This window comes from Phyllobacterium phragmitis (assembly GCF_002980495.1).
Lineage (GTDB): Bacteria > Pseudomonadota > Alphaproteobacteria > Rhizobiales > Rhizobiaceae > Paramesorhizobium > Paramesorhizobium phragmitis.
This window is the reverse complement of the sequence record NZ_PVBR01000038.1, coordinates 1-21,381: the sequence shown is the minus strand read 5'-3', so window position 1 is coordinate 21,381 and position 21,381 is coordinate 1. Positions and strand designations below refer to the sequence as shown.

The following is a 21,381-nucleotide window of genomic DNA, read 5'->3' as shown; positions in this document are numbered from 1 at the left end:
TCTTCAAGGGAGCCAAACTGATCGAGTAGTGCTTTGCCGGACATAGGAAACCTCCATAAAATCGAGGTTCCCTATGAATCATAACAATTCCGCCGATGGAAGCGCTGTTCTTCAAGCGATTGCCCTGGACGTCAGATGGACTTGCATTGTTCGCCAAACAGACGCACCTCTATGGAGGAAGAGAAACGTGTTCAGGTCAATGTCTATGCCACATAAACAGACCAGATTGCACCAGGACGCGCCGAGCCGGGTAGAACGGCTCGGGCTTCGGATTGACGGCAGCGACGAAGGATCTCATCGAGCGCGCTGCCTACCTGTCGCAGCGCAAGGTGAGCGACTTCTGCCTAACCGCGCTGGCCGACACGGCACGCCGGACAATCGCCGAGCATGAAATGCTCGTGCTATCCGACCGCGATCGCGAAACTTTCTTCGATGCACTGATCAATCCGCCCGAGCCGAACGAACGTCTTCAGCGCGCGCTCGCCGGCCACAAGCGGCGGATTGCCTCGTAAGAATGGCGACATCCCAATCGGACTTGCAAATCGTGCCGCTCTCGACCGATCACGGTCGCGACGCCTTCTCGTGTGGCGTCGACAGCCTCGACCGTTATCTACGGACGCAGGCGAGAGATGTTTGGAGATTTGGCTCGATCGAGTTCAGACCCTGTGCTGCCCGTTTCGCCATGCCAACGTTTTGGAGCCTGCTTCTTGGGCGTGTATCGTCGTCCCGTTTGCCGGCTGCATCGTGCGGTTGGATGCGACGGCATCACCAGTCCGGCTACGACATTGTGTAGTTTCATCTGCCATCACCAGGCGTATGCTGCCGCCTTTGGCGAAGAATGGCCGGCGTGCGTGTTGTCCATGAGCGAACCTTGTCCGGCACGGCCTTGGCGATGAGCAGCGATGGACCAGAACACATTGATGAACTTTCTTGACTGCGCGGCGCGGATCGAACAGGCGCTGACCGCCGAAGCGATCGTCGGCGGCCTGGGCGCGCATCTTGCCCGTTTCGGCTTCACCGCGTGTTTCATCACCAGCCTGACCGCCGAATATGACAAGCGCTGGCATGAACATGTGCTGATCAATGAATGGGCGCTCGCGTGGTATCGGCATTACACATCGATGCGGCATTATAACCACGATCCCTGTTTGGCCCGCGCGCTGAGGACGGCCGATCCGTTCGAGTGGAGCGATGTCAGGCGGGAGACCTTGCACAGCCGCGCACGTCAGGCCATGGATGAAGCCGCCGGTTTCGGCCTGCGAGAAGGAATCTGCATCCCCGTTCACGCACCCTTCACGCCTCCCACCATTGTAAGCGTGGCGGGCGAAGCCATCGATCTCGCGCCGGCCATGAAATACATGATTTATGTCCTGGCTCAGCAGGCCTATCGCGCCGCGATGCGCATCTTGCCGGAACGGGGCGTGGCTGCCGCTCCCAAACTCACCGAACGCCAACGCGAGGTCCTGCAATGGACCAGCGCCGGGAAATCCGCCTGGGAGGTCTCGTGTATCCTCGGGATATCGCAAAACACAGTCGACGCGCACGTGCGCAACGCCAAGGACCGGCTCGATACCGCGAACGTCGTTCATTCCGTCGTCGAAGCCCTGCGCAGGCAGGAAATCATGATCTGAGCAATCCCCAGATTCCGGAATGGCGATCTGAAAATCGAGGAAGTAGGACCATGAGCGAGGAGGGGGGTGCTCATGGTCCAGCTTCACATTGCCGATACTTCGAACCGGTCCGCTCATGCGCGTCACCTGGAAGAACAGTTCCCGATCCATCACGAAATCCATACCGGCGCGCACGGTTGGCGCCTTGCGCGGCCGGCCGGACGTGCGATCGAGACTGCCGGAGATTGACGGATGCAAGCGTCCATGCAGGGCGGTCAATCCGTCGACTGGCAGGCAGGCTTCCAATATCAGGCGCTTCGCCATCTCGAGCGTGCCGAATGGTCCTGGGAGTGGCTGCGCCGTCATCCGGGCTACATCGCCAATGCCTCCTGGCGGGCGTCCAGGCAAATCGTGCGCGACATGCCGCCATTTCATCTTTTCACGCTTGAAGACAATGCGCCCGAGGCGTCGCCCTGGGGGTTGCGATTTCGTCGACAATCCGCAATTGCCGGCCTGCGCGGCCCGCGTGTTCTGGTACAGCGATTGTCATCCCATGGTTCTCGAGGTGGAAGCGCATCCCGTCATGGACATTGATGCGCAGGATGCCTTCGATCTGTTGAGCGTACCGCACCCCGTGACGGTCCTTCGGTCGAGCGACGGTGAACATGTGCTCATCGCCGAGGGGCCGCGCTGCATCCGTTTGGACGTGGTTGCCGGAACCATGCTGGCCGGGCCGGTGCGGCTCGATTATCATCTTTCCGGCTTTACCGGTATCGAGGCCAAGGTCCTGACCTTGCGCCGCCTGCTCGCCATGTGGCGGCGGGGGCGTTTGCCACGCTCGCTTTATCGGCCGGAAAGGCGGGGCCGTCGATGGGCAATGGCCCTGCAGGCCTATGATGGCGCACGCGCCGGAGCAAGTCAGCGGGAGTTCGCCAATGCTCTGTTTGGCGAACAGCGCGTCCGAGAGGACCGGCGCAAGTCCGATTCCCTGCGCCGCCAGGTCCAGCGCCTGATCCTGACGGCCGACAAACTGGTCAATGGCGGCTATCGAGAGCTGCTGTGGCGCTGACGGAAGAGGGGGGTGTCAGCCCGGATTTGGAGCCGAATGAGCCGGCTGGATGGCGCGCGATATCGCGACAGCCGATACGACGCTTTCTCCGTGTCAAGCGTTCCCATTCCGCGGATACGGGAGACTGTCGCCAAGCCGCCTCGCGTGGAGGTGCTGGTGGAGATGGCGACGCTCCGTGTCTCAGCTTCGCTCTCGCCGCTTCCAGATCGAAAGCGAGGAGAAGGCCATGGACGACGAGATCAGCAGGGCCGCGACGGCCAGGAAAGGCAGCCCGTTTCTCAACACCGCGCAGGCCGCCTTCTATATCGGCTTGTACAGCCGCACGCTGGAAAAGTTGCGGATACGCGGCGGCGGCCCGAAATACCGCAAGCACGGCCGCTATGTCCGCTACCACATCGACGAGCTCGACGACTGGTCGAAAGACTGCACGCGGGACGCCGTGTCCGAAGGCGCGCAGCGCGAGACCGACTCCTCCGACAATGGAAACCGGCCATGAGCCGGCGGCCCTCGATCCTGCCGGTCGGCCGCCGCCCAAGCTGCACCCGGGCACGCAAGGTGATCGCCGCCGCATCGGCCGACCTTGCGCTGATCGGCTTCACGCATTGGCCGATTCGTCACCCTGGCTGGTGTGGAACGTATCGGCAAGCGCGCCGCGAGGTCTTTACCGCATCGGTCGCGTCGCGCCCGCACACGGTGATCTCGTGCTTGTCCGCACGCCGCGATCCGTCGCCCGGTTCGCCGATCAACGCGGCTATCTGCCCCGCGACGTGCCGCTGGTGAAGCATATCGCCGCGATGCCCGGCGAGCATGTCTGCGCCTTGCATGACATCATCATCATCGCCGGCGCGATCGCCGCACGACGCCTTGAACGCGACCGCCAGGGCCGTCCCTTGCCCTGGTGGCATGCGTGCCGCAGGCTGGCCGGCGACGAGATCTTCCTGCTCAATGGCGACGCTGGCGGCTCCTTCGACAGCCGCTATTTCGGGCCGGCCCCGGCCGAAACCATCATCGGGAGGCTCGTGCCGCTATGGACCGGCTGATCCTCGTGATGCTCGGCGTGATCGCCGCCGCGCCTTGCGCCTGGCCCGCCGCCGAGCCGGCGACCGTCTCCGTCCATCAGCGGCTGGCGCGTTGGCACAAACACGTCTTGGAAGCCGCGCGCCGTTTTGGTGTTCCGCCATCCTGGATCTACGCTGTCATGGACGCCGAGAGCAAGGGCCGGACCATGCTCAACGGCCGTCCGATCATCTCAAATGCCGGCGCCGTCGGCCTCATGCAGGTGATGCCGGACACCTATCGCGACATGCGTCTGCAGTACGCACTGCCTCCCTTCGCCATGTGGACGGCTTTCCCGTCCTCCGACTACTACGAAGGCTCCGTCCCTTGCCGTGGCGTTCGCCAGTCGCCTTGGTCATTCCGCGCCCGTTTGGGCCGGGAAAGCCACGGCAAGGTTCCCAGGTTCCAATGACGTTCCTTCGACCGCTACAGGAGCCGACTCTACCCCGGGTGGCGTCGGACGCGCGGCTATCACAGATCCAGCCGCGCGCTGGCATGCGGTTGTCCCGCAACCACATCGACAAGCCGATGAGCGCCGAGGATACCTACAACACAGTCAAGGAACTCGATGCAAAAAAGGGGATCACCTGGCTGAACCCGTCCGCAGCCAACAATACCTATGCCCTCGCGGTTCAGGCGAGCAACGAGAAGACCGATGCGATCAAGTCATTGTCGGACCTCGCGGCATCCTATAACGACGATGGCGGCCTGGTCATGGCCGTCAACGCCGAGTTTCCCGGCCGTCCGGACGGACTGCCCGGCCTTGAGAAGGCATATGGGTTCAAGACGACGCGCGCCGATCTCAGGCCGATGGATTCCGGGCTGACCTACCCGGCGCTGCGTGACGGCCAGGTCGATGTCGCTCTCGTCTTCGCCACCGACGGGCGTATCAAGGCGTTCGATTTCCGCATCCTGACCGACGACAAGGGATTTTTCCCCAACTACGCCACTGTGCCGGTGGTGCGCACCTCCGTGCTCGAAGCCAATCCCGGCCTCGAGAAGCCGCTCAATGCCCTCTCGGCCAAGCTTTCCAATAGCGTGATGCAAACGCTCAACGCCGAGGTCGATGTGGACAGGAAGTCCATTGGGGCGGTGGCGACGCAATTCCTCACCGATAACGGCCTTATCTGAATTTGGCCGCACGGTTTCCCGTTCGCAATGCCGAACGGGAAACCGCATGCCCGATCCCACGGCAGTAATATTTAAAGGCAAAACATTTCGGAATTTTATGGCCCTGAAAGCAAAAAGGGCGACCTGAGGGCCGCCCCAGTTGCTGCTACTTCAGCATTTCTGCCGGCAATGACAAACCGTGATATTTTTCATAGATCGCGTTGAGCTTGCCGTTCTTGAGGTTTTCCGAAACCCAGTCATTCAGCTTTTCGAGCAGTTCGGGCTCGTTCTTGCGAACGCCGATAGCAAGATCGAATGTGCGAATGACGAATTTAGGCTCGAAGGCCAGCGTTGTGTTTCGTTTTCCGATCTGGTTCACGAGGGTTTCCGAAGTGGCGACCATCTGCGCCTGACCGCTGACGGCGGCGGTCACCATGGTCGCGTCATCGTCATAACGCGCAACGTTGAAGCCGCGCTCCGATGCCATGGCGGTCAGTTCGGTATCCTGCGTGGTGCCGCGCGTAACCGTTACGGTCTTTCCGCGCAGATCTTCCCAATCCTTAATTTCCAAACCGGCAGGCGCGCCGATGACCGAGCGAAGAGCGGCATAAGGCGTCGAAAAATCGATCACTTCGGCGCGCTGCGGCGTGACCGATAAGGTTGAAATCACGATGTCCGCCTTGTTGGTCTGCAAATTGAGGATGCGGGTGGCGCCTGTCGTCTCGACGAATTCGAGTTCCAGCCCCCAATCCTTGGCCAGCAATTCGGCCGTTTCGACATCGGAGCCGATCGGCTTCAAATCGGCATCGAGCATGCCGGATGGCGGGATCGCAAGATCAGTCGATACTCTGATCTTGCCGGATGCGATGATGTCTTCATAACTGTTTGCAAAAGCTGACGCTGAAGGCGCAACAAGTGCTACGCAAAGAGCGCCAGCGGCTAGAAAACTCCTGATATTCCTCATAATTTCTCCTCCCGGTTTGTTGTTTGCAGTGCTGGTTTCACACGTCAGAAATCATTCATGACGAATTCGCGAAGTTCCGGTGTCGCCGGTTCGGTGAGAGTGCCGGACGTGCCGGATTCATGGACCAGTCCCTGATGCATGAACACGACCTGATCGGCGATGCGTCTGGCGAACCCCATCTCATGCGTCACCATGATCATCGTCATGCCGGACGCGGCGAGTGTCTCGATGACTTTCAGCACCTCGCCCGTCAGCTTTGGATCGAGCGCCGACGTGACCTCGTCGAAAAGCATGACCTGTGGCTCCATGGCGAGCGAGCGAGCAATCGCCGCGCGCTGCTGCTGGCCACCGGAAAGCTGCTCCGGATAATTGTCCGCCTTCTCCGAAAGCCCGACCTTGGCCAGACATTCGCGCGCGATTTCACGCGCGCCGGCCTTGTCCATCTTCTTCACCGAGCGCGGTGCAAGAGTGATGTTCTCCTCTATCGTCAGATGCGGAAAGAGGTTGTAGCTTTGAAACACGATGCCGACATCCAGCCGCAACTTGCGCAGGTCAAGATCGCGATCGTGGACCTTGTGGCCGCACACCTCGATGGTGCCGCTGTCGATGGTCTCCAGGCGGTCGATGCAACGCAGAGCCGTGCTTTTTCCGGAGCCGCTTGCGCCGATCAGCGCCATGACATCACCTTTCTCGACGGTGAAAGATACGCCGTGAAGCACCGGCAGGGAGCCGAAGCTCTTCTTCACATCCTTCAATTCTACAATTGGCATGGCGGTCTCCGAATGGGGTGGCGTCCTCAAGCGGACACGGCCTTGAGGGTGCGCAGACGGGATGCGCCGCCGCCGCGCTCAAGACGCTGGCTGAGGACTGAAACAGGGAAGCAAAGGCAGAAATAAAGCAGCGCCACGATCATGTAGATTGCGAACGGTTCGAAGATCGAGTTGTTGATGAGTTGCCCTGCGCGCGTCAGTTCGACGAAGCCAACGACAGACGCCAGCGACGTGTTCTTGATGATCTGCACCGAAAAACCGATGGTCGGCGGCGTGGCGATACGCACGGCCTGCGGCAGGATCACCTTGAAAAGGCGCTGTGTGCGGCTGAGCGCCAGGCATTCTGCCGCCTCCCACTGCGCGCGGGGCACGGACTGGAGCGCACCACGCCAGATTTCGCCGAGATAGGCGCTGACATAGATCGTCAGGGAAAGACCGGCGGCGAGCATGGGTGAAATGGAAAGGCCGAGCGTCGGCAGGCCGAAGAAGGTGAGGAACAGGATCACCAGAAGCGGCGTGCCCTGAACGATCTGGACATAGGTGCCGGCGAGCATCCTCAATACCTTGAACGGCGAGGTGCGCCCAAGCGCGATGACGAACCCTCCCAGCCCGCCACCGACAAATGCCATCAACGAGAGCACCAGCGTCCAAAATGCGCCATTCAGAAGAAAGACGAGATGGGCGGAATTGATTGCGCTGTTCATGATCGTCACATCCTCACAAACTGGTTCCCAGACGCCTCAGGCGCGGAAATACAAGGAGGCCGAACGCCCAGAACATCAGCCGCATCATCAACGACAGAGCGAGGTAGATAAACGCGATCACGATGTAGGTTTCGAACGGGCGGTAGGTTTCGGACTGGATGAAGTTCGCCGCCGCCGTCAATTCCTCCGCAGAAATCTGCGATGTGACCGAGGATGCCAGCATCAGCAGAATGAACTGGCTGGTGAGCGATGGGTACATGCGTTCCATGGCGGGGCGCAGCGCGACATGCCAGTAATTCTGCGCCCGCGAGAGGCCGAGGCACTCGCCCGCTTCCCACTGGCCGCGATGGATGGAATCGAAGCCGGCGCGCATGATTTCGGCCGTGTAGGCGCCTACATTGATGGTCAACGCTATGATCGCGACCGTCACTGCCGAAAATGAAAAGCCAAGGCTCGAAAGGCCGAAATAAACGACGAAAATTTGCACGAGAAATGGCGTATTGCGGATCGCTTCAACGTAAAATGCGGCAATCCGCTTGAGGAAAACCACATCCGAGCGGCGCGCGATCGCGCAAAATGTGCCGATCAGAAAGCCTGTCAAGGTCGTGATCGCAGCAAACTGGATGGTCAGCACCAGACCATCGGCAAGCATCTGCCAACGCGACAATATGGCGGTGAAGTCGAGAGTCATCGCGAAGCGCCGTCTTGAACGCGTTGACCGCTCATGCGGTCATAGACGCGGAACAGCGCCTGATTGCCGTTCGAGCCTTCACCATGCGCACGCGCATCGATATATTGCGACGTGACAAGCGACGTACCCGGTAAAGGCACGCTCTGATGCTGCGCCGTTTCCAGCACAAGTCGTAAATCCTTCAACATCAGGTCGATGCGGAAACCTGCGGCGGCATCGCCGTCAATCATCGCTGAACCAAGCTTCTCAAGCATCCATGAATTGGCAGACCCGCCCATCAGCACTTCACGCATCTGGTTGAGATCGACGCCGCATGCCCTTCCGAGAGCCAACGCTTCGCAGATGGCCTGAAGATTGATCCCGCAGATGAGCTGATTGCAGAGCTTCACCGTCTGGCCGGCACCGGAAACGCCGACGTGATTGATCGTCGTGCCCATGCCTTCCAGAACCGGCTTGGCGCGCAGAAATGCATCCTCATCACCGCCGACCATGATCGACAGCGTGGCATCCTTGGCGCCGATCGGCCCACCGGAAACCGGCGCGTCGAGCATCGCGATGCCGGCCTGCGCCAATTCCTGCGAAAGTACGCGCGTCGCCTCCGGCGAAATCGTGCTCATATCAACGAGAAGTCGCCCTTTCGGCGGGAAGGCAAGAAGCCCACCCGCACCGCGAACGACTTCCGCCACGTGCGGCGTATCGGGAAGCATGGTCACCACGATATCTGCGTCCGCAGTCACTTCAGCGAGAGTTGATGCAGGAATGATTCCGGTGCCACTCATGACTTCCACGGCAGCAGGCACGACATCGAAGGCGCGCACCGTGTAGCCGGCCACCACGAGATTGCGGGCCATCTCCCGGCCCATGACGCCGAGGCCGACAAATCCGACATTGCCTTTCTTGTCACCTGCACTCATGAAATTCCTCCCTCACATGGCCTGATGGGTTCAGGCGTCGTTTTCCATTTCGGCAAGCTTCTCGACGCGCCGTACGAAATCCGCGTCCCCACGATCGAAGGATGCGGCGACATAGGACGCAACGAGATCACGCGCCAGCCATGGGCCGACAATCTGGGCGCCGATGCACATGACATTGACGTCGTCATGTTCGACGGACTGGTGAGCTGAATGCACATCATGGCAGACTGCGGCGCGGATACCACGAACCTTGTTGGCGGCGATGGCTGCACCAACGCCCGTACCGCAGACGAGGAGGCCGCGCTCCGCATCTGCATTGCGCACCTTTGCGCAAACAAGCTGAGCGATATCCGGGAAGTCCACGGGGTTCGGATCGAAGCTGCCGACGTCATAGATGTCGTGGCCGCTCTCCTTCAGGAAGGCGATGATATCCGCCTTGAGCGGAAATCCGGCATGGTCGCTGCCCACTACAATCTTCATCCGGTCGTCCTCTGATTTATGCCGATCAAATATCGGGCTGGGTGGTTGCCGTTTCGCCACCGATCGTGGCGTAGCGCGCGGTCGCGCGCCGGCGAAAATCGGCGCCTATCTCGAAATGCCGAGCGAGAAGCTCGTCGGCTTTCGGCGTGTCGCGATCCACGATGGCGGAAAAGATCATCCGGTGATGATCGATGAGAAATTCGTTGATGCCTTCGATCTGGATGATCTGCTCACGACGTTCCAGATGCGAGCGCCGCATCAGCTCGGAAATCGAGCCGTAGATTGTAATGAGGGTCGGCGAATGCGCCGCTTTCACGATTGCCTCGTGGAACTCGAAATCGGCGATACCTCCCGCGACCGGGTCGCGGATCGTATCGATGATCTTTGCGAGTGCCGCAGCGAGACGATCGAAATCCGGCTGGCTTGCACGACGGCATGCAAGGCGGATCGAGTGATGCTCGATCGCGACACGCGCCTGCATGATGTCATCGATCACGTCAGGCTGCTGTGCCAGAACGAAGGTGAAAAACTCACCGAGTGTCGATGCATCCGGCCGTTTGACGATGGTGCCGACGCCATGACGGATTTCAACAACGCCGATCACCGCAAGGGCGCGCAATGCCTCGCGCAGCACCGGTCGCGACACATCAAGGCGGGCGGCAAGCTCACGCTCGGGCAAAAGGCAATCCCCCGTGCGCAGTCGCCCTGAAAGAAGCTGATCGCGCAGAAACGTCGCCACCTTGTCATAGGCGGTTCTTGGATCACTCGTCTCGCGAAGTATCTGGGGCTCAGTGGTCATTCTTTGATAATACCGTGGTATGACCTCTAGTCAACCAGTAAAAATCGCTGTCGCGGGAATGGGGAGTCGGCCCTGTTTTCAAACAAAAAAATTGCTGTGGCGCACTTGCGCGCAGCGGCTTCAGTCAATCAATAATGTCAAGTTGCAGCGTTCACTCTTGCAATTATTCGCAAATAGCCGCTGGCCGCGGCAGTTCCTTGCGGAGATCAGACTGGAGGCAAGCCTTGCCGCGTTTTCGAAGTGGCATGCGCCGGCGTCGAGAAGACTATGTCGAACCCGCACAGACGATCACGCCGCGATCGAAACCCCGCATCTTCGTCGCAATTTGCCCCTGGTCGTGATGCATGGCCAGAGCGCCGTCATATTCACTTGCGAAGGCTTTCAAGTAGATCGTGTCGGACGGAAATGGCCCTCGGCGATCCCGGCTCCTTTCGGCCATTATCCTGACGGCAGGAGATCGATGTCCTGCAAAGCCAATGCCAGCCACTTGAATATCCGCCGGCAGGTACGGGTTCCGCCAGCGCAATGGAAGATCACGGCGTCGGTGCTCATTAGTCGTTGAATTTCTCGATTGACAGGGGAAATCAACGCTGCTAGCCTAAAAAATAAGCGCCGAGCAACGATGCTCATATGTGCGCCAACATCACCATTCATAGCTGGCAATTTGGCCCCCGCAGCAGAGATATGCTGAGGGGTTTTCCGTTTTGGGTTTAACATGAACCGCACGAACGTACCGATTGGTCTTCTGTTTTCGAGTACAGGCTCCTATGGAACTGTAGCGCGGACCTTGTTGAATGGTGCAAATCTGGCGTGCGAGCAGATCAATCGTCGCGACGATATAGGCGTCCGTCTGGAGCCCTTTGCCATTAATCCAGGAAGTGATCTGGCAGCCTATGCTCCCGCGATGCAAATAATGTTGGATCGCGGCATCAAGCACATCGTTGGTTGCTATACATCTTCCAGCCGTAAGGAGGTCATTCCGCTGATAGAAAAGTGCGACGGTCTGCTATGGTACCCATCCCATTATGAAGGGTTCGAAAGTTCGACGGGTGTGGTCTATACCGGCGCTTCGCCGAACCATCATATGTCGCCACTCATTGACTATCTTTTTACAAATTTCGGTCGCCGAGCTTTCTGTGTGGGGTCAAATTACATATGGGGCTGGGAAAGCAATCGCATCTTGCGCGAGGGACTACAAAAACGTGGTGGGGGAATCCTGGCCGAACGGTATATTCCCGTCGGTGATACCGATGTGGATAGCGTCATCGATGCGATATTTCGGGCTGAGCCAGACTTCGTTTTCAGTGCTTTGATTGGCGAATCCTCCTATGCCTTTTTTAGGAAATTCCGGGCTGCTTGTGCCGAAAAAGGTATTGATCAGGTTGCACGGTTTCCGATCGCGAGCTGCAATCTTTCTGAGCCGGAGCTGGTAGAAATCGGTTCCGATGCGGCAGATGGTCATATCAGTTCCAGCGTGTATTTTTCCTCCCTTCCAGGCGACCGCAACGATCAGTTCGTGACGGCGTACAATGATGCGTTTCCCGACGGCCCTGTCGTTTCTGCCGAGGCTGAAGCCGCCTTCATTGCCGTTTCCATTCTCGCAAACGCTGTCGAGGCAGCGGGATGCGCTGACGTCAATTCAGTCAAGCGATCAGTGGTTCTCCAGAAATTCGATGCCCCCCAAGGATGCGTCATGATCGATCCGGAAACGCTGCATGCATATCTTACGCCGCGCATCGGTCGGTCGCGAAGTGACTGCACGTTCGACGTTATCGTTCACGCACACAAACCCGTTCGCCCGGATCCTTACATGATCCGTTCCTCTCCTTCATTGGAGCCAGTTCAGCGCCAGTCTTTGGTAAGGATTGTGTCATGAAAACGCATCGTTTGGTCCAGAATTTCAATGGATATCGAGCGCTGATCTGCGCGCTAACCGGACACTCGACCGAGACGCTTGCACCCACGTTGAAAAAGCTCGGTCTTCAACCAGAGACCATGGACGTCAACCTGGCAGATCCACTCATACCGCCGCTTGAAAATATCAATCCCGACCGCGATATCTTGTTCATCGATGGCGACATGATGTTGCCGCCCGACTGGTGTTCCTTGAACGGGGCAGGGAGCACTACGCTTCCACCTGCACCGGTTGTCGGGCTTGTCGGTATAGAGGCACCCAGCAGGCTCAAAGCCTTGTTATTGCTCGGGGCAACGGCTTTTCTGGCCAAGCCGGTTTATGGCGGCTCCGTCTATTCGGCGCTTTTTCTCGCTGTGAACGAATATAACCGAAAAGAAGTATTCGTCGATGCCGCAGATATGCTTTACGCAAAGCGTAGAAAGCGGGCCTTCGTGGTCAAGGCAGTAATCTATCTTATGAAGATCCATGGTATTAGTGAAGATACAGCGTATGAATCGCTGCGTAAAGAAAGCATGTGTGCGCGTTTATGCATAGAAGACTATTGCATGAGCATGCTCGAGTTAGACCGGGAACAAGATAAAAATGAAAACAAATATAGGGAACGGCTTGCTCTAAAGGGCTGACAAAAACAACACGACTCATCAAAAAACGGAGTTAAAAATGGCGAGGCATCTCATCAGCACCCTTGCGGTGCTCGGCATTCTATTGCCTTTTTCTGGGCTGGCGACCGCGCAAGATAAGACGCCGATCAAACTTGGGGTGCTGGAAGATCAATCGGGAGATTTTGCAGTTGCCACGATTGGAAAAGTCCATGGCATTCAACTGGCTGCCGAAGAGATCAACGCTGCCGGCGGCATTGATGGTAGGCCGTTGGAACTGGTCGTCTACGACACTCAGTCAGACAATACCCGCTACCAGGAGTTCATGCGACGCGTCCTGCAGCGAGACAAGGTTGATGCCGTATTTGCGGGGTTTTCATCAGCCTCTCGCGAGGCCTACCGTCCGATCGTCAATCAGTTCGACGGTTTTGCTTTCTACAACAATCAGTATGAAGGTGGTGTGTGCGATGCAAATATGGTCATAACGGGCGCAGTGCCTGAACAGCAGTTCTCCACGCTTATCCCCTATATGATGGAAAAGTATGGAAAGAAGGTCTACACCATCGCCGCCGACTATAATTTCGGTCAAATATCGGCCGAATGGGTCCGAAATATCGTCAAGGAGAATGGCGGCGAAATGGTCGGGGAGGAATTCATTCCGCTCGGCGTTTCGCAGTTCTCGCAGACGATCCAGAATATCCAGACCGCCAAGCCAGACGTTCTTGTGACATTGCTCGTGGGGACAGCACAGGCGTCTTATTATGAACAGGCTGGCGCTGCCAACCTGAAGGTCCCCATGGCCTCGTCCGTCAATGTTGGCCAAGGCTATGAACATAAGCGATTCAAGGCTCCAAGCCTTGCCAATATGTATGCGACAGTCAATTACATCGAAGAAGTCGATACGCCTGCCAGCAAGGCCTTCATCGAGAAGTGGCACAAGAAATTCCCCAGCGAGCCCTATATCAATCAGGAAGCCGAAAATTCCTATTCTGCGGTCCATCTTTACAAGCAGATGGTTGAACGGGCGAAATCCACCAAGCGTGAGGACATCCGTAAGGTCATCGCCCAGGGCGATGTGTGTTTCGATGCTCCCGAAGGCAAGGTGTGCATAGATCCCAAGAGCCAGCATATGTCACACACGATCTTTTTGGCGCATGTGAAAGAAGATCACTCGATCGACTTTCCAAAAGTCTGGCAGGACGTCAAACCTTACTGGCTCGGAGATGCGGGCTGCGATCTGACGAAGAGCGATCCAAGCGCGCAATACACCCCTTCGAACCCTCCTGTCGCTGCCGAGTAACGGCATCTTGCGGACGCGGCAGTGCCTTTCTGCTGCGTCCGATCAATGATCCGCGTCATTCGCTTTCTCCAGTTGGGTTTTGTCATGGACCTGCTCTATTCCGCTTTCAGTTTTCTCTACCAGAGCGGGGATGCATTCGCTTTCCTTGTTCTGTCAGCCTGCGGTCTCGCTGTCATTTTTGGGATGATGGGCGTCATCAATCTGGCCCACGGCGAGTTCATCCTTTGTGGCGCCTATGTTTCGACGAGCGCGACACAGATGGGATTGCCGCTTCCACTCTCCATCGCTGTTGGAGCCGGTGTCGCCGGGTTGATTGGCATGCCGCTTGAACGCCTCATTATTCGCCACCTCTATTCGCGACCGCTCGATACGATCGTGGCGACATGGGGAATATCCATGATCGTCACCCAAGGCACGTTGATTGTCCTTGGTTCGACAATGCAGGGGAGCGGAACGCCCCTTGGCAGCTTCATGGTCGGCAATTATTCCTATTCGGTCTACCGGATCGTGCTCATGGGAACAGCATTGGCAACGCTTGCAGCCCTGTGGCTCGTCTTCACCCGTACCCGCTTTGGCGTACTCGCCCGCGCGACCATTCAGGTGCCTCATATCGCGCAAGCCCTCGGCGTCAACACAGGGCTGATCTATAGCCTGACCTTTGGGCTCGGCGCAGCGCTCGCGGGTTTGGCCGGCGGGCTTTACGCGCCCACGATGACGCTTGTTCCCACCATGGGCAGCGCCTTTATCGTTGAGGCATTCGTGACCGTCGTCATTGGCGGCGCCGACATTTTTCTCGGTACGGCTCCCACGGCCGCCATCCTCGGTGTCATCAAGGCAGCCCTGACCTCGTGGCATGGTCAACTGGCCGGCCAGATCGGAATGCTCCTTTCGGTCATCATTGTTATCCGCATTCTCCCGCGGGGTATCTCCGGCTGGATTCTGAACGAAAGGCCTTGATATGTCTGCGCTTTCCCATCTTGTCTCAATCGTGACTCTGCTTGAAGGACCGCAAACGCTCGGACGCGGACGCCGTTTTTGGTCTGGGGTCATCCTCATTCTTGTCGCAGCATTCGCCTATCCGCTGTTTGCCGACGGCTACGATGTTGGAAACAATGTCTATTTCTTCAACTGGATATTCATGGCCCTGGGGCTTTGCTTGATATGGGGCTATGGCGGTTCACTCAGCTTTGGGCAAACCGCTTTTTTCGGTATCGCCGGTTATGCCTATGGTGTGCTGACAATCAACTTGGGCGATGCCTATGGCCTGACATTGTTCGCGCTCATCGCCGCTGGACTCATCAGTGCGGTCTGTGCGGCAATTCTTGGATATTTCCTTTTTTTCGGCCGGATCAGCGGCGTATTTCTTGGCATTGTAACCCTCTCCGTGACCCTCGTGATGGAGCGTTTTATCTCTCAGACAGCCGGTCCTGAATGGCACATCGGCACGGCACGGCTCAACGGTTTTAACGGAATGGGAGGAATGCCATCGTTGACCGTGCCATGGCCCGGCGGTCCCATCGTGCTGCTTCCCGATGTCGGCCTTTACTACGTAACACTGGTCTTGCTCGTCTTCGTTTATCTTGGTCTGCGTGTGTTGGTAAATTCTCGCTTTGGCAATGTCATCGTTGCCATTCGCGAGAATCCGGAACGTGCGGAGATGCTCGGCTATGACGTGCGCAAGTATCAGCTTGGCACCTTTGTCATTGGCTCTTCCCTCGCGGGATTGTCGGGCGTGCTTTACACTTCCTGGGGCAACTACATCACGCCAGCATCCATGGGAATGACAGCTGCTTCCTTGCCGATCGTGTGGGTGGCTGTCGGTGGGCGAAGCGATCTGACCACCACGCTGTTAGGCACGTTTCTGGTGCTCCTCGTTTTCCAGGCGCTCACAATTTATGGCAGTCAATACGCGCTTGTCGCCATGGGCACACTCTTGGTCGTGACGGTTCTGCTTGCTCCAAACGGCATTGTTGCAGGTGTGGTGTCACTGGTCTCCAAACGGCGGGTTAGAAAAAGAGCCAAGTCGGAACAGGTGTTGTGATGCCCATTCTCGAAACGCGAGCGCTTAACAAATGGTTCGGTGGCCTTCATGTGACGGGCGGGGTCGATTTCGTGCTTGAACCGGGGGAAATGCACTGTCTGATTGGCCCGAACGGTGCAGGTAAGAGCACGCTCTTCAGGCTAATCCTCGGTGAGCATTTTCCGACAAGCGGCGAAATCCTATACGAAAATCACGATATCACCCGGGCCAAATCCTATGAACGCATACGCCGCGGCATTAGCGTCAAGTTCCAGGTGCCCGGAATATTCAAAGCCTTGAGCGTTGCGCAAAATCTGCAGATAGCGCTTCAGCATCATGTGGTGCCGACTGCATTGAAACAGGAGGTCGAGCGTCTGCTGAACTTTCTCAATCTGCGCGCGGCTGCAAAGCAATTGGCCGGTAATCTGAGCCATGGGCAAAAGCAATGGCTGGAAATCGGTATGGCGATTGCTTTGAAGCCAAAACTTCTCCTGCTGGACGAGCCCACGGCGGGAATGACGCCCGATGAGACATTTGCCACAGGGGAGATGCTCCAGACGCTCAATCGCGCCGGAGTAACGGTTTTGGCCGTCGAACACGATATGGCTTTCGTTCGCCAGATCGCTCAACGCGTCACGGTGCTGCATCTAGGCAAGGTTTTTGCTCAAGGCACGATCGACGAGATCGTCGCCAACGAACGAGTCGCGGCCATTTATCTCGGAGAATCTCATGCGTGATGAAGTCATTCTTGAAACGAAGGGGCTTTGGTCGGGTTATGGCGGCAAACCGGTATTGCAGGGCGCGGATCTGACGATCCGCAAAGGTGAGATTGTTGCCATTATCGGACGAAATGGCGTTGGAAAGTCGACCCTGATCAAAAGCCTGATAGGATTGCTTCCCTCGGACAAGGGATCTGTCCTGTTCCAGTCCAAACCGATCGACGCACTGGCGGCTTATCTGCGCGCGCGGCTTGGCATTGGATATGTGCCACAGGGGCGCGATGTTTTCCCACGCATGAGCGTTCTTGAAAACATGGCCGTTGGCGAGTCGATAGGCGGGTCCTTTTCAAAGGATAGGTTGAGGGAGATCTTTGGCTTCTTTCCCATCCTTCGGGAGCGAAAACACCAGCTTGCCGGAACGTTGTCGGGCGGACAGCAGCAGCAGCTTGCCATTGGCCGTGTATTGATGGGCGCCCCTTCGCTTATTTTGCTTGATGAACCCTCCGAGGGCATCCAGCCCAATATTGTCCAGGACATCGCCCGGATCATGGTCGAACTGAACAGAACGACCGGCGTTACCATTGTCTTCGTCGAGCAGAATATCGACATGATCCGGGCAATGGCACAGCGTTGTTACGTCATGGACAAGGGCCGCCTCGTCGCAGAGCTCACGAAAGACATGTTGCAGGATCGAGAAACGGTGCGCCGTTACCTTTCAGTTTGATGATCCGCAAAAACATCGCAACAACATTGCAAAGGAGAAAAAATGTCCTGGTTTGAACAATCCATCATGGCCCGCAAAGGCGAAGCCGGGGGAAAGGCGTTGAGCACGCACTCCATTACAGAGGCGACGCAAGGCAGCTACCCTTACGTATATGGTGCCTTTGAGAAGCCGGTCTTGACCGTCGATCCGGGCGCTGTGATTTCAGCGGAGACGCACGATGCTTTCGAGGGAAAAATTCAATTCGAGACCGACAAACCAAGCGAAATTCTCAATTTTCCCTATCTCAACCCGCAAAACGGTCCCATCTATATCAACGGCGCCGAAAAAGGCGACTGTCTTGCGGTCTATATAGAGAGCATCGTTCCGCGCGGCCCACAGCCACGGGGCACGACGGTCATAATGCCGGAGTTTGGTGGGCTTGTGCCAACGGCCGACACGGCACTCTTAACCGCTCCGCTGCCGGAACGTGTCCGAAAGCTTCACGTCGACGTCGAAACCGGCGTGAAATGGAGCGATCGGATCACTCTGCCCTATGAACCCTTTATCGGGACCATCGGCACAGCGCCCGAAATCGAGGCAATTTCTTCTCTCGTTCCGGATTATTATGGCGGCAACATGGACCTTCCAGATATTGGTCCAGGAGCGATTATTTATCTGCCTGTCAACACCAAGGGGGCTTACTTGTTTCTTGGCGACTGTCACGCAGCGCAAGGGGATGGTGAACTTTGTGGCGTCGCCATTGAGCATCCTACTGTCACAACGGTTAAAGTGGATATCATCAAGAACTGGACCATAAGGTCCCCTCGGCTGGAAAACGAGAGATTCTTCATGACGATAGGATCAGCCCGACCGATGGAGGACGCGGTTCGAGGAGCCTATCGTGAGCTTATTCGTTGGCTGTCGGCTGACTTTGGCTTCGATGAAATTGATGCCTACATGTTGCTCACCCAGTGCGGACGTGTCCGGCTCGGCAATATGGTCGACCCGAAATATACGTTGGGCGCTTCGATCCTGAAATCGATTTCCGGCGTGTCGCGTTGACGCTGTGGGAACGGCCCGCACTTCCATGGCCGCTTTTCCCTCGCCGTCGCTGAGGTCTCCAATGCTTCCCCCGTTCAAAGCCGCCGCTATACAGTTTGAGCCAACCTTGTTTGCGAAGGAGGCCAATATTGAAGCTCTGTTGCAACTTGTCGAAAGCGCAGCTTTGTCGGATGCGAAACTGATAACCACGCCGGAAATGGCAACGACCGGTTACTGCTGGTACGATCGCACGGAAATAGGCTGGAACAGTTCCTGTTTTGATGGAATCGCGAGGCGCCCCTCTGTCCTCCTGAGCTTGTCGAAGGGCGGATAGAGGGGGCGCTGTCCCGCCAGCGTTTCTATTTAAAAATGAACCGCTCTGGACGTTTCCATCAAAACAGGAACCGCTCTAAAACAAGAACTGCTTTAACCTTTCATTAAGACATTTCACGATCCTGAAATGATTTTCAGCAAGTGCTTATGAAAACCATAGGATGTTGAAATACATCCCTGCGCGAGTCTGCCCTTTTCTCTCTCTTGTTGACATTGTCCGGTGCTCGATATGCCTCGGTCGACATTGAAGCGGCAGCAATTTGCGGTTGCGCTACTTTGACGGCGTATATGCGGGAGGCGTGCGGTCATCGAATGGTTTCGCATCCGAGGGGACCGTTTATGCTTCATACAGCCTTGCTGCGCGATGTCGCGCACCGTGTTTATCTCTCCACTGCAGAACGGACCTCTGCCCGCGCGTTGGCGGCTTCTTTGGCAATGCTGGCCACCATGGCGCTCGTAAGCGATGCCCAGGCCGCGGAAGCGCCGTCGCAGGCTTGGCCTGCCTCGGGCACGACTAGTTTTGGACCCTCGGGAACCGTTGTTGGTGATCAGCGCACATTCACTTGGGGGAGCAGTACCTACGGAAATCCAGGCGTCATCCTGACAGAGACGGTGACCTCGGTAACCGGTACGCCCACTTCCGCGTCTCCGCCGTGTGGCAGATTTCTTGGTGGGGTGGTCACGAACAGCGCTGCTACCAACGATCCCAGTGCTGCACCGTTTCTTGAACCGGACAGCAACAGCGCCTCCGCGTGGACGTCGAACTGCATGGAGCCGAACGACCGAGTCGTGAGCTCCTTGAGTCTCAGCAAACCGATAATCGCTCCCATCCTGCATGTCTGGAATCTCGGCCCCTCGCGACTGACGATTGGCGGCACGAGCACGACCGGCTCGGCCATCGGACTGCAAGTGGTTGCACGCAATAGCACGATGGATATCAGCGGAACGACGCTGAACAACCAGGTCTTGCAGGACGTCGGATTTACAGGTTGCCTCGACAGCACGGGCGCTACGGCACATGAAAGCTGCGGTTCGGTCCGTCTCACGGGCGGCCCGATCAGCGCGTTGACGTTCGATAACAATGCGATCCCACCATCCGCGAGTGCGAACCGGGATGGCTGGTGGTGGACCGTTTCCTTCCCCACCGCGCCGCTGACCAAGCAGTTCAGCCCGGCGACGATCGCGGCGGGTGAAACGAGCCAGCTCACCTTCTCGATCACCAACCCGAACGAGACCGCCTCAGTCACGCTTACGCCGCTTGCTTTCACCGACAATCTGCCGGCGGGCGTGACGCTCGCTTCGGCCACTGCCACGAACAATGGAAGCTGCGGCAGCCCCACAGTCGGCAATGGCGCAGGCGGGGCTTTGGCCGTGGGTGCAACCTCCGTAGGGGCAACCAATATCAGCGTCGTCCCGGGCGCCACTTGCACGATTACCGTCGACGTAACGTCCACCGTGGTTGGCAGCTACACCAACGACGCCACCAACATGTCGACGTCAGTCGGCAACCTCGTCCCCGGCAGCAGCACCACGCTGACGGTGACTGAACCTTTGGACGTTGACCTCTCCATCACCAAGGATGATGGCGTCACGACCTACACGCCCGGCCTCGATACCACCTACACGATCGTCGTGAGCAACATCGGCCCCGACGATGTGACCGGCGCTCAGATCACCGATCCTCTGCCGATGGGCGTCACGCAGGCGAACTGGACCTGCGGTGGCGCCACGGGCGGTGCCGTGTGCGGTGCGCCGAGCGGCACGGGCGCGATCGATACCACTGCCGATCTGCCGTCGGGAGCCTCGGTCACCTATACGCTCGGCATCGGGATTCCGGGCAGCTATTCGGGCAGCCTCACCAATACGGCGACCGTGACCGCGCCCGATGGCGCGACCGATTCCAACACGACCAACAACACGGCCAGCGATACCGACACGATGGAGGCGCCTCCCGTTTCGGGCGCCTGCTCGCCGCGCGAAGTGGCGCCGGGAGCAGCCTTCTCGCTTGCACCATTCGCAAACGGCGGCAGCGTGGTGAAAACGGGGACCGGCGCCTGGGGCACCGGGACCACCAGCGAGTGGTACAAGTTGGGAGGCAACTACACCCTCCAATGGAACTTCACCCAGCCGATCCCGGCCGAGTGGCTGCAGTTCATGCTCATCGACATCGACCCGATCTCACCGAACGGGACGTTGACGATAGAATTGGGCGGCGGCGTCTCGACCGGCCAGATCGTCAAGATCGACGGCGACCTGCTGCTCGGCGCGGGCGGCGTCGTCCGCCGCAATGGCGCGATAACCGACGATCCGGGACAGAGCGCCACCTTCCGTTTCGCGCCGGGCAGCGGCACCCTCACGTGGATCAGGATCACGTCGGCAAACATCGCCGCCAGCGATAATATCGGCAACCGGCTCCAGGCGCGTCCTTCCTGCCTGACTGTCCAGAAGATCAGTGAAGGCGACACCGGCAGCTTCGAGTTCGACATGACCAACGTGGTGCAGGCTGACGGCACGGCCGTGCCCTCGACCACGCTGACGACGACGGCGGAGGGCACGCCCGTCTCCTCGCCCGCCTACAACGCGG

26 protein-coding genes and 1 pseudogene are annotated in these 21,381 nt (G+C 58.0%); 19 read left to right on the top strand and 8 right to left on the bottom strand.

Annotated features, from left to right (window positions below; all coding sequences use genetic code 11):
* Positions 1–272: 272 nt before the first annotated feature.
* From C5748_RS26130 to C5748_RS26095, 9 genes are all read left to right on the top strand, one after another.
* On the top strand, positions 273–512 hold the full coding sequence (locus C5748_RS26130) for a type II toxin-antitoxin system TacA family antitoxin (RefSeq protein WP_245581984.1): 240 nt from the start codon (positions 273–275) through the stop codon (positions 510–512).
* A gap of 408 nt (positions 513–920) precedes the next feature.
* Positions 921–1,631: a helix-turn-helix transcriptional regulator gene (locus C5748_RS26120; RefSeq protein WP_158259943.1), complete on the top strand. Its 711-nt coding sequence runs from the start codon at positions 921–923 to the stop codon at positions 1,629–1,631.
* 72 nt (positions 1,632–1,703) lie between these two features.
* Entirely contained in the window at positions 1,704–1,859 is a 156-nt protein-coding gene (locus C5748_RS28375; RefSeq protein WP_158259942.1) for a hypothetical protein, read from the top strand.
* Between the two features lie 3 nt (positions 1,860–1,862).
* The gene (locus C5748_RS28370) at positions 1,863–2,204 is read left to right on the top strand and encodes a transcriptional regulator domain-containing protein (protein WP_158259941.1); all 342 of its coding nucleotides are present in this window, start codon (positions 1,863–1,865) and stop codon (positions 2,202–2,204) included.
* A complete protein-coding gene (locus C5748_RS28365; RefSeq protein ID WP_158259940.1) occupies positions 2,194–2,679 on the top strand; it encodes a DUF2285 domain-containing protein in 486 nt (161 codons plus the stop codon). Before C5748_RS28370 ends, C5748_RS28365 begins: the two co-directional genes overlap by 11 nt.
* 226 nt (positions 2,680–2,905) lie before the next feature.
* A complete protein-coding gene (locus C5748_RS26110; RefSeq protein ID WP_105745826.1) occupies positions 2,906–3,175 on the top strand; it encodes a helix-turn-helix transcriptional regulator in 270 nt (89 codons plus the stop codon).
* Positions 3,159–3,719, top strand: a complete 561-nt coding sequence (locus tag C5748_RS26105) for a S26 family signal peptidase (protein WP_245581983.1) — start codon at positions 3,159–3,161, stop codon at positions 3,717–3,719. Before C5748_RS26110 ends, C5748_RS26105 begins: the two co-directional genes overlap by 17 nt.
* Positions 3,707–4,147 (top strand): transglycosylase SLT domain-containing protein, encoded by a 441-nt coding sequence (locus C5748_RS26100; protein WP_105745824.1) that lies wholly within the window; start codon positions 3,707–3,709, stop codon positions 4,145–4,147. Before C5748_RS26105 ends, C5748_RS26100 begins: the two co-directional genes overlap by 13 nt.
* Before the next feature lie 89 nt (positions 4,148–4,236).
* Positions 4,237–4,866, top strand: coding sequence for a glycine betaine ABC transporter substrate-binding protein (locus C5748_RS26095; RefSeq protein ID WP_199194907.1), 630 nt, complete (start codon positions 4,237–4,239; stop codon positions 4,864–4,866).
* A gap of 145 nt (positions 4,867–5,011) precedes the next feature.
* Here the strand turns inward: C5748_RS26095 and C5748_RS26090 are convergent, their stop codons facing one another.
* From C5748_RS26090 to C5748_RS26055, 8 genes are all read right to left on the bottom strand, one after another.
* A complete protein-coding gene (locus tag C5748_RS26090; protein ID WP_105745820.1) occupies positions 5,012–5,809 on the bottom strand; it encodes a transporter substrate-binding domain-containing protein in 798 nt (265 codons plus the stop codon).
* 44 nt (positions 5,810–5,853) lie between these two features.
* On the bottom strand, positions 5,854–6,579 hold the full coding sequence (locus C5748_RS26085; protein ID WP_105745818.1) for an amino acid ABC transporter ATP-binding protein: 726 nt from the start codon (positions 6,577–6,579) through the stop codon (positions 5,854–5,856).
* A gap of 26 nt (positions 6,580–6,605) precedes the next feature.
* Complete coding sequence (locus C5748_RS26080; RefSeq protein ID WP_105745817.1) at positions 6,606–7,283, bottom strand: amino acid ABC transporter permease; 678 nt, start codon at positions 7,281–7,283, stop codon at positions 6,606–6,608.
* A gap of 13 nt (positions 7,284–7,296) precedes the next feature.
* Positions 7,297–7,974: an amino acid ABC transporter permease gene (locus C5748_RS26075; RefSeq protein ID WP_105745815.1), complete on the bottom strand. Its 678-nt coding sequence runs from the start codon at positions 7,972–7,974 to the stop codon at positions 7,297–7,299.
* Positions 7,971–8,888 (bottom strand): NAD(P)-dependent oxidoreductase, encoded by a 918-nt coding sequence (locus C5748_RS26070; protein WP_105745813.1) that lies wholly within the window; start codon positions 8,886–8,888, stop codon positions 7,971–7,973. Before C5748_RS26070 ends, C5748_RS26075 begins: the two co-directional genes overlap by 4 nt.
* 30 nt (positions 8,889–8,918) lie before the next feature.
* Positions 8,919–9,368, bottom strand: a complete 450-nt coding sequence (gene rpiB / locus C5748_RS26065; RefSeq protein ID WP_105745811.1) for a ribose 5-phosphate isomerase B — start codon at positions 9,366–9,368, stop codon at positions 8,919–8,921.
* A 25-nt stretch (positions 9,369–9,393) separates the two neighbouring features.
* A complete protein-coding gene (locus tag C5748_RS26060) occupies positions 9,394–10,167 on the bottom strand; it encodes a FadR/GntR family transcriptional regulator (RefSeq protein ID WP_105745810.1) in 774 nt (257 codons plus the stop codon).
* 265 nt (positions 10,168–10,432) lie between these two features.
* Complete coding sequence (locus C5748_RS26055) at positions 10,433–10,654, bottom strand: 4-hydroxythreonine-4-phosphate dehydrogenase PdxA (RefSeq protein ID WP_425350305.1); 222 nt, start codon at positions 10,652–10,654, stop codon at positions 10,433–10,435.
* 228 nt (positions 10,655–10,882) lie between these two features.
* Between C5748_RS26055 and C5748_RS26050 the strand changes: the two genes are divergently transcribed.
* From C5748_RS26050 to C5748_RS26005, 10 genes and pseudogenes are all read left to right on the top strand, one after another.
* Positions 10,883–12,043: a transporter substrate-binding domain-containing protein gene (locus tag C5748_RS26050; protein ID WP_105745808.1), complete on the top strand. Its 1,161-nt coding sequence runs from the start codon at positions 10,883–10,885 to the stop codon at positions 12,041–12,043.
* Positions 12,040–12,705 carry an ANTAR domain-containing response regulator gene (locus C5748_RS26045; RefSeq protein WP_105745806.1) on the top strand — a complete coding sequence of 222 codons (666 nt, stop codon included), beginning with the start codon at positions 12,040–12,042 and terminating at the stop codon, positions 12,703–12,705. The genes C5748_RS26050 and C5748_RS26045 overlap by 4 nt, the downstream gene beginning before the upstream one ends.
* Positions 12,706–12,742: 37 nt before the next feature.
* Entirely contained in the window at positions 12,743–13,981 is a 1,239-nt protein-coding gene (locus C5748_RS26040) for an urea ABC transporter substrate-binding protein (RefSeq protein ID WP_105745804.1), read from the top strand.
* An 84-nt stretch (positions 13,982–14,065) separates the two neighbouring features.
* Positions 14,066–14,938 (top strand): ABC transporter permease subunit, encoded by an 873-nt coding sequence (locus C5748_RS26035; protein WP_105745832.1) that lies wholly within the window; start codon positions 14,066–14,068, stop codon positions 14,936–14,938.
* 1 nt (position 14,939) lies between these two features.
* Positions 14,940–16,022, top strand: coding sequence for a branched-chain amino acid ABC transporter permease (locus tag C5748_RS26030; protein WP_105745802.1), 1,083 nt, complete (start codon positions 14,940–14,942; stop codon positions 16,020–16,022).
* On the top strand, positions 16,022–16,738 hold the full coding sequence (locus C5748_RS26025) for an ABC transporter ATP-binding protein (protein ID WP_105745801.1): 717 nt from the start codon (positions 16,022–16,024) through the stop codon (positions 16,736–16,738). The genes C5748_RS26030 and C5748_RS26025 overlap by 1 nt, the downstream gene beginning before the upstream one ends.
* Positions 16,731–17,444: an ABC transporter ATP-binding protein gene (locus tag C5748_RS26020; RefSeq protein ID WP_105745799.1), complete on the top strand. Its 714-nt coding sequence runs from the start codon at positions 16,731–16,733 to the stop codon at positions 17,442–17,444. Before C5748_RS26025 ends, C5748_RS26020 begins: the two co-directional genes overlap by 8 nt.
* A 42-nt stretch (positions 17,445–17,486) precedes the next feature.
* A complete protein-coding gene (locus tag C5748_RS26015) occupies positions 17,487–18,485 on the top strand; it encodes an acetamidase/formamidase family protein (protein ID WP_105745797.1) in 999 nt (332 codons plus the stop codon).
* A gap of 61 nt (positions 18,486–18,546) precedes the next feature.
* Positions 18,547–18,723: pseudogene (locus C5748_RS26010) on the top strand (nitrilase-related carbon-nitrogen hydrolase); the annotation flags it as partial.
* Positions 18,724–19,595: 872 nt separating this feature from the next.
* Positions 19,596–21,381 (top strand): DUF7933 domain-containing protein (locus C5748_RS26005; protein WP_158259939.1); only part of this gene is annotated, 1,786 nt, incomplete at its 3' end.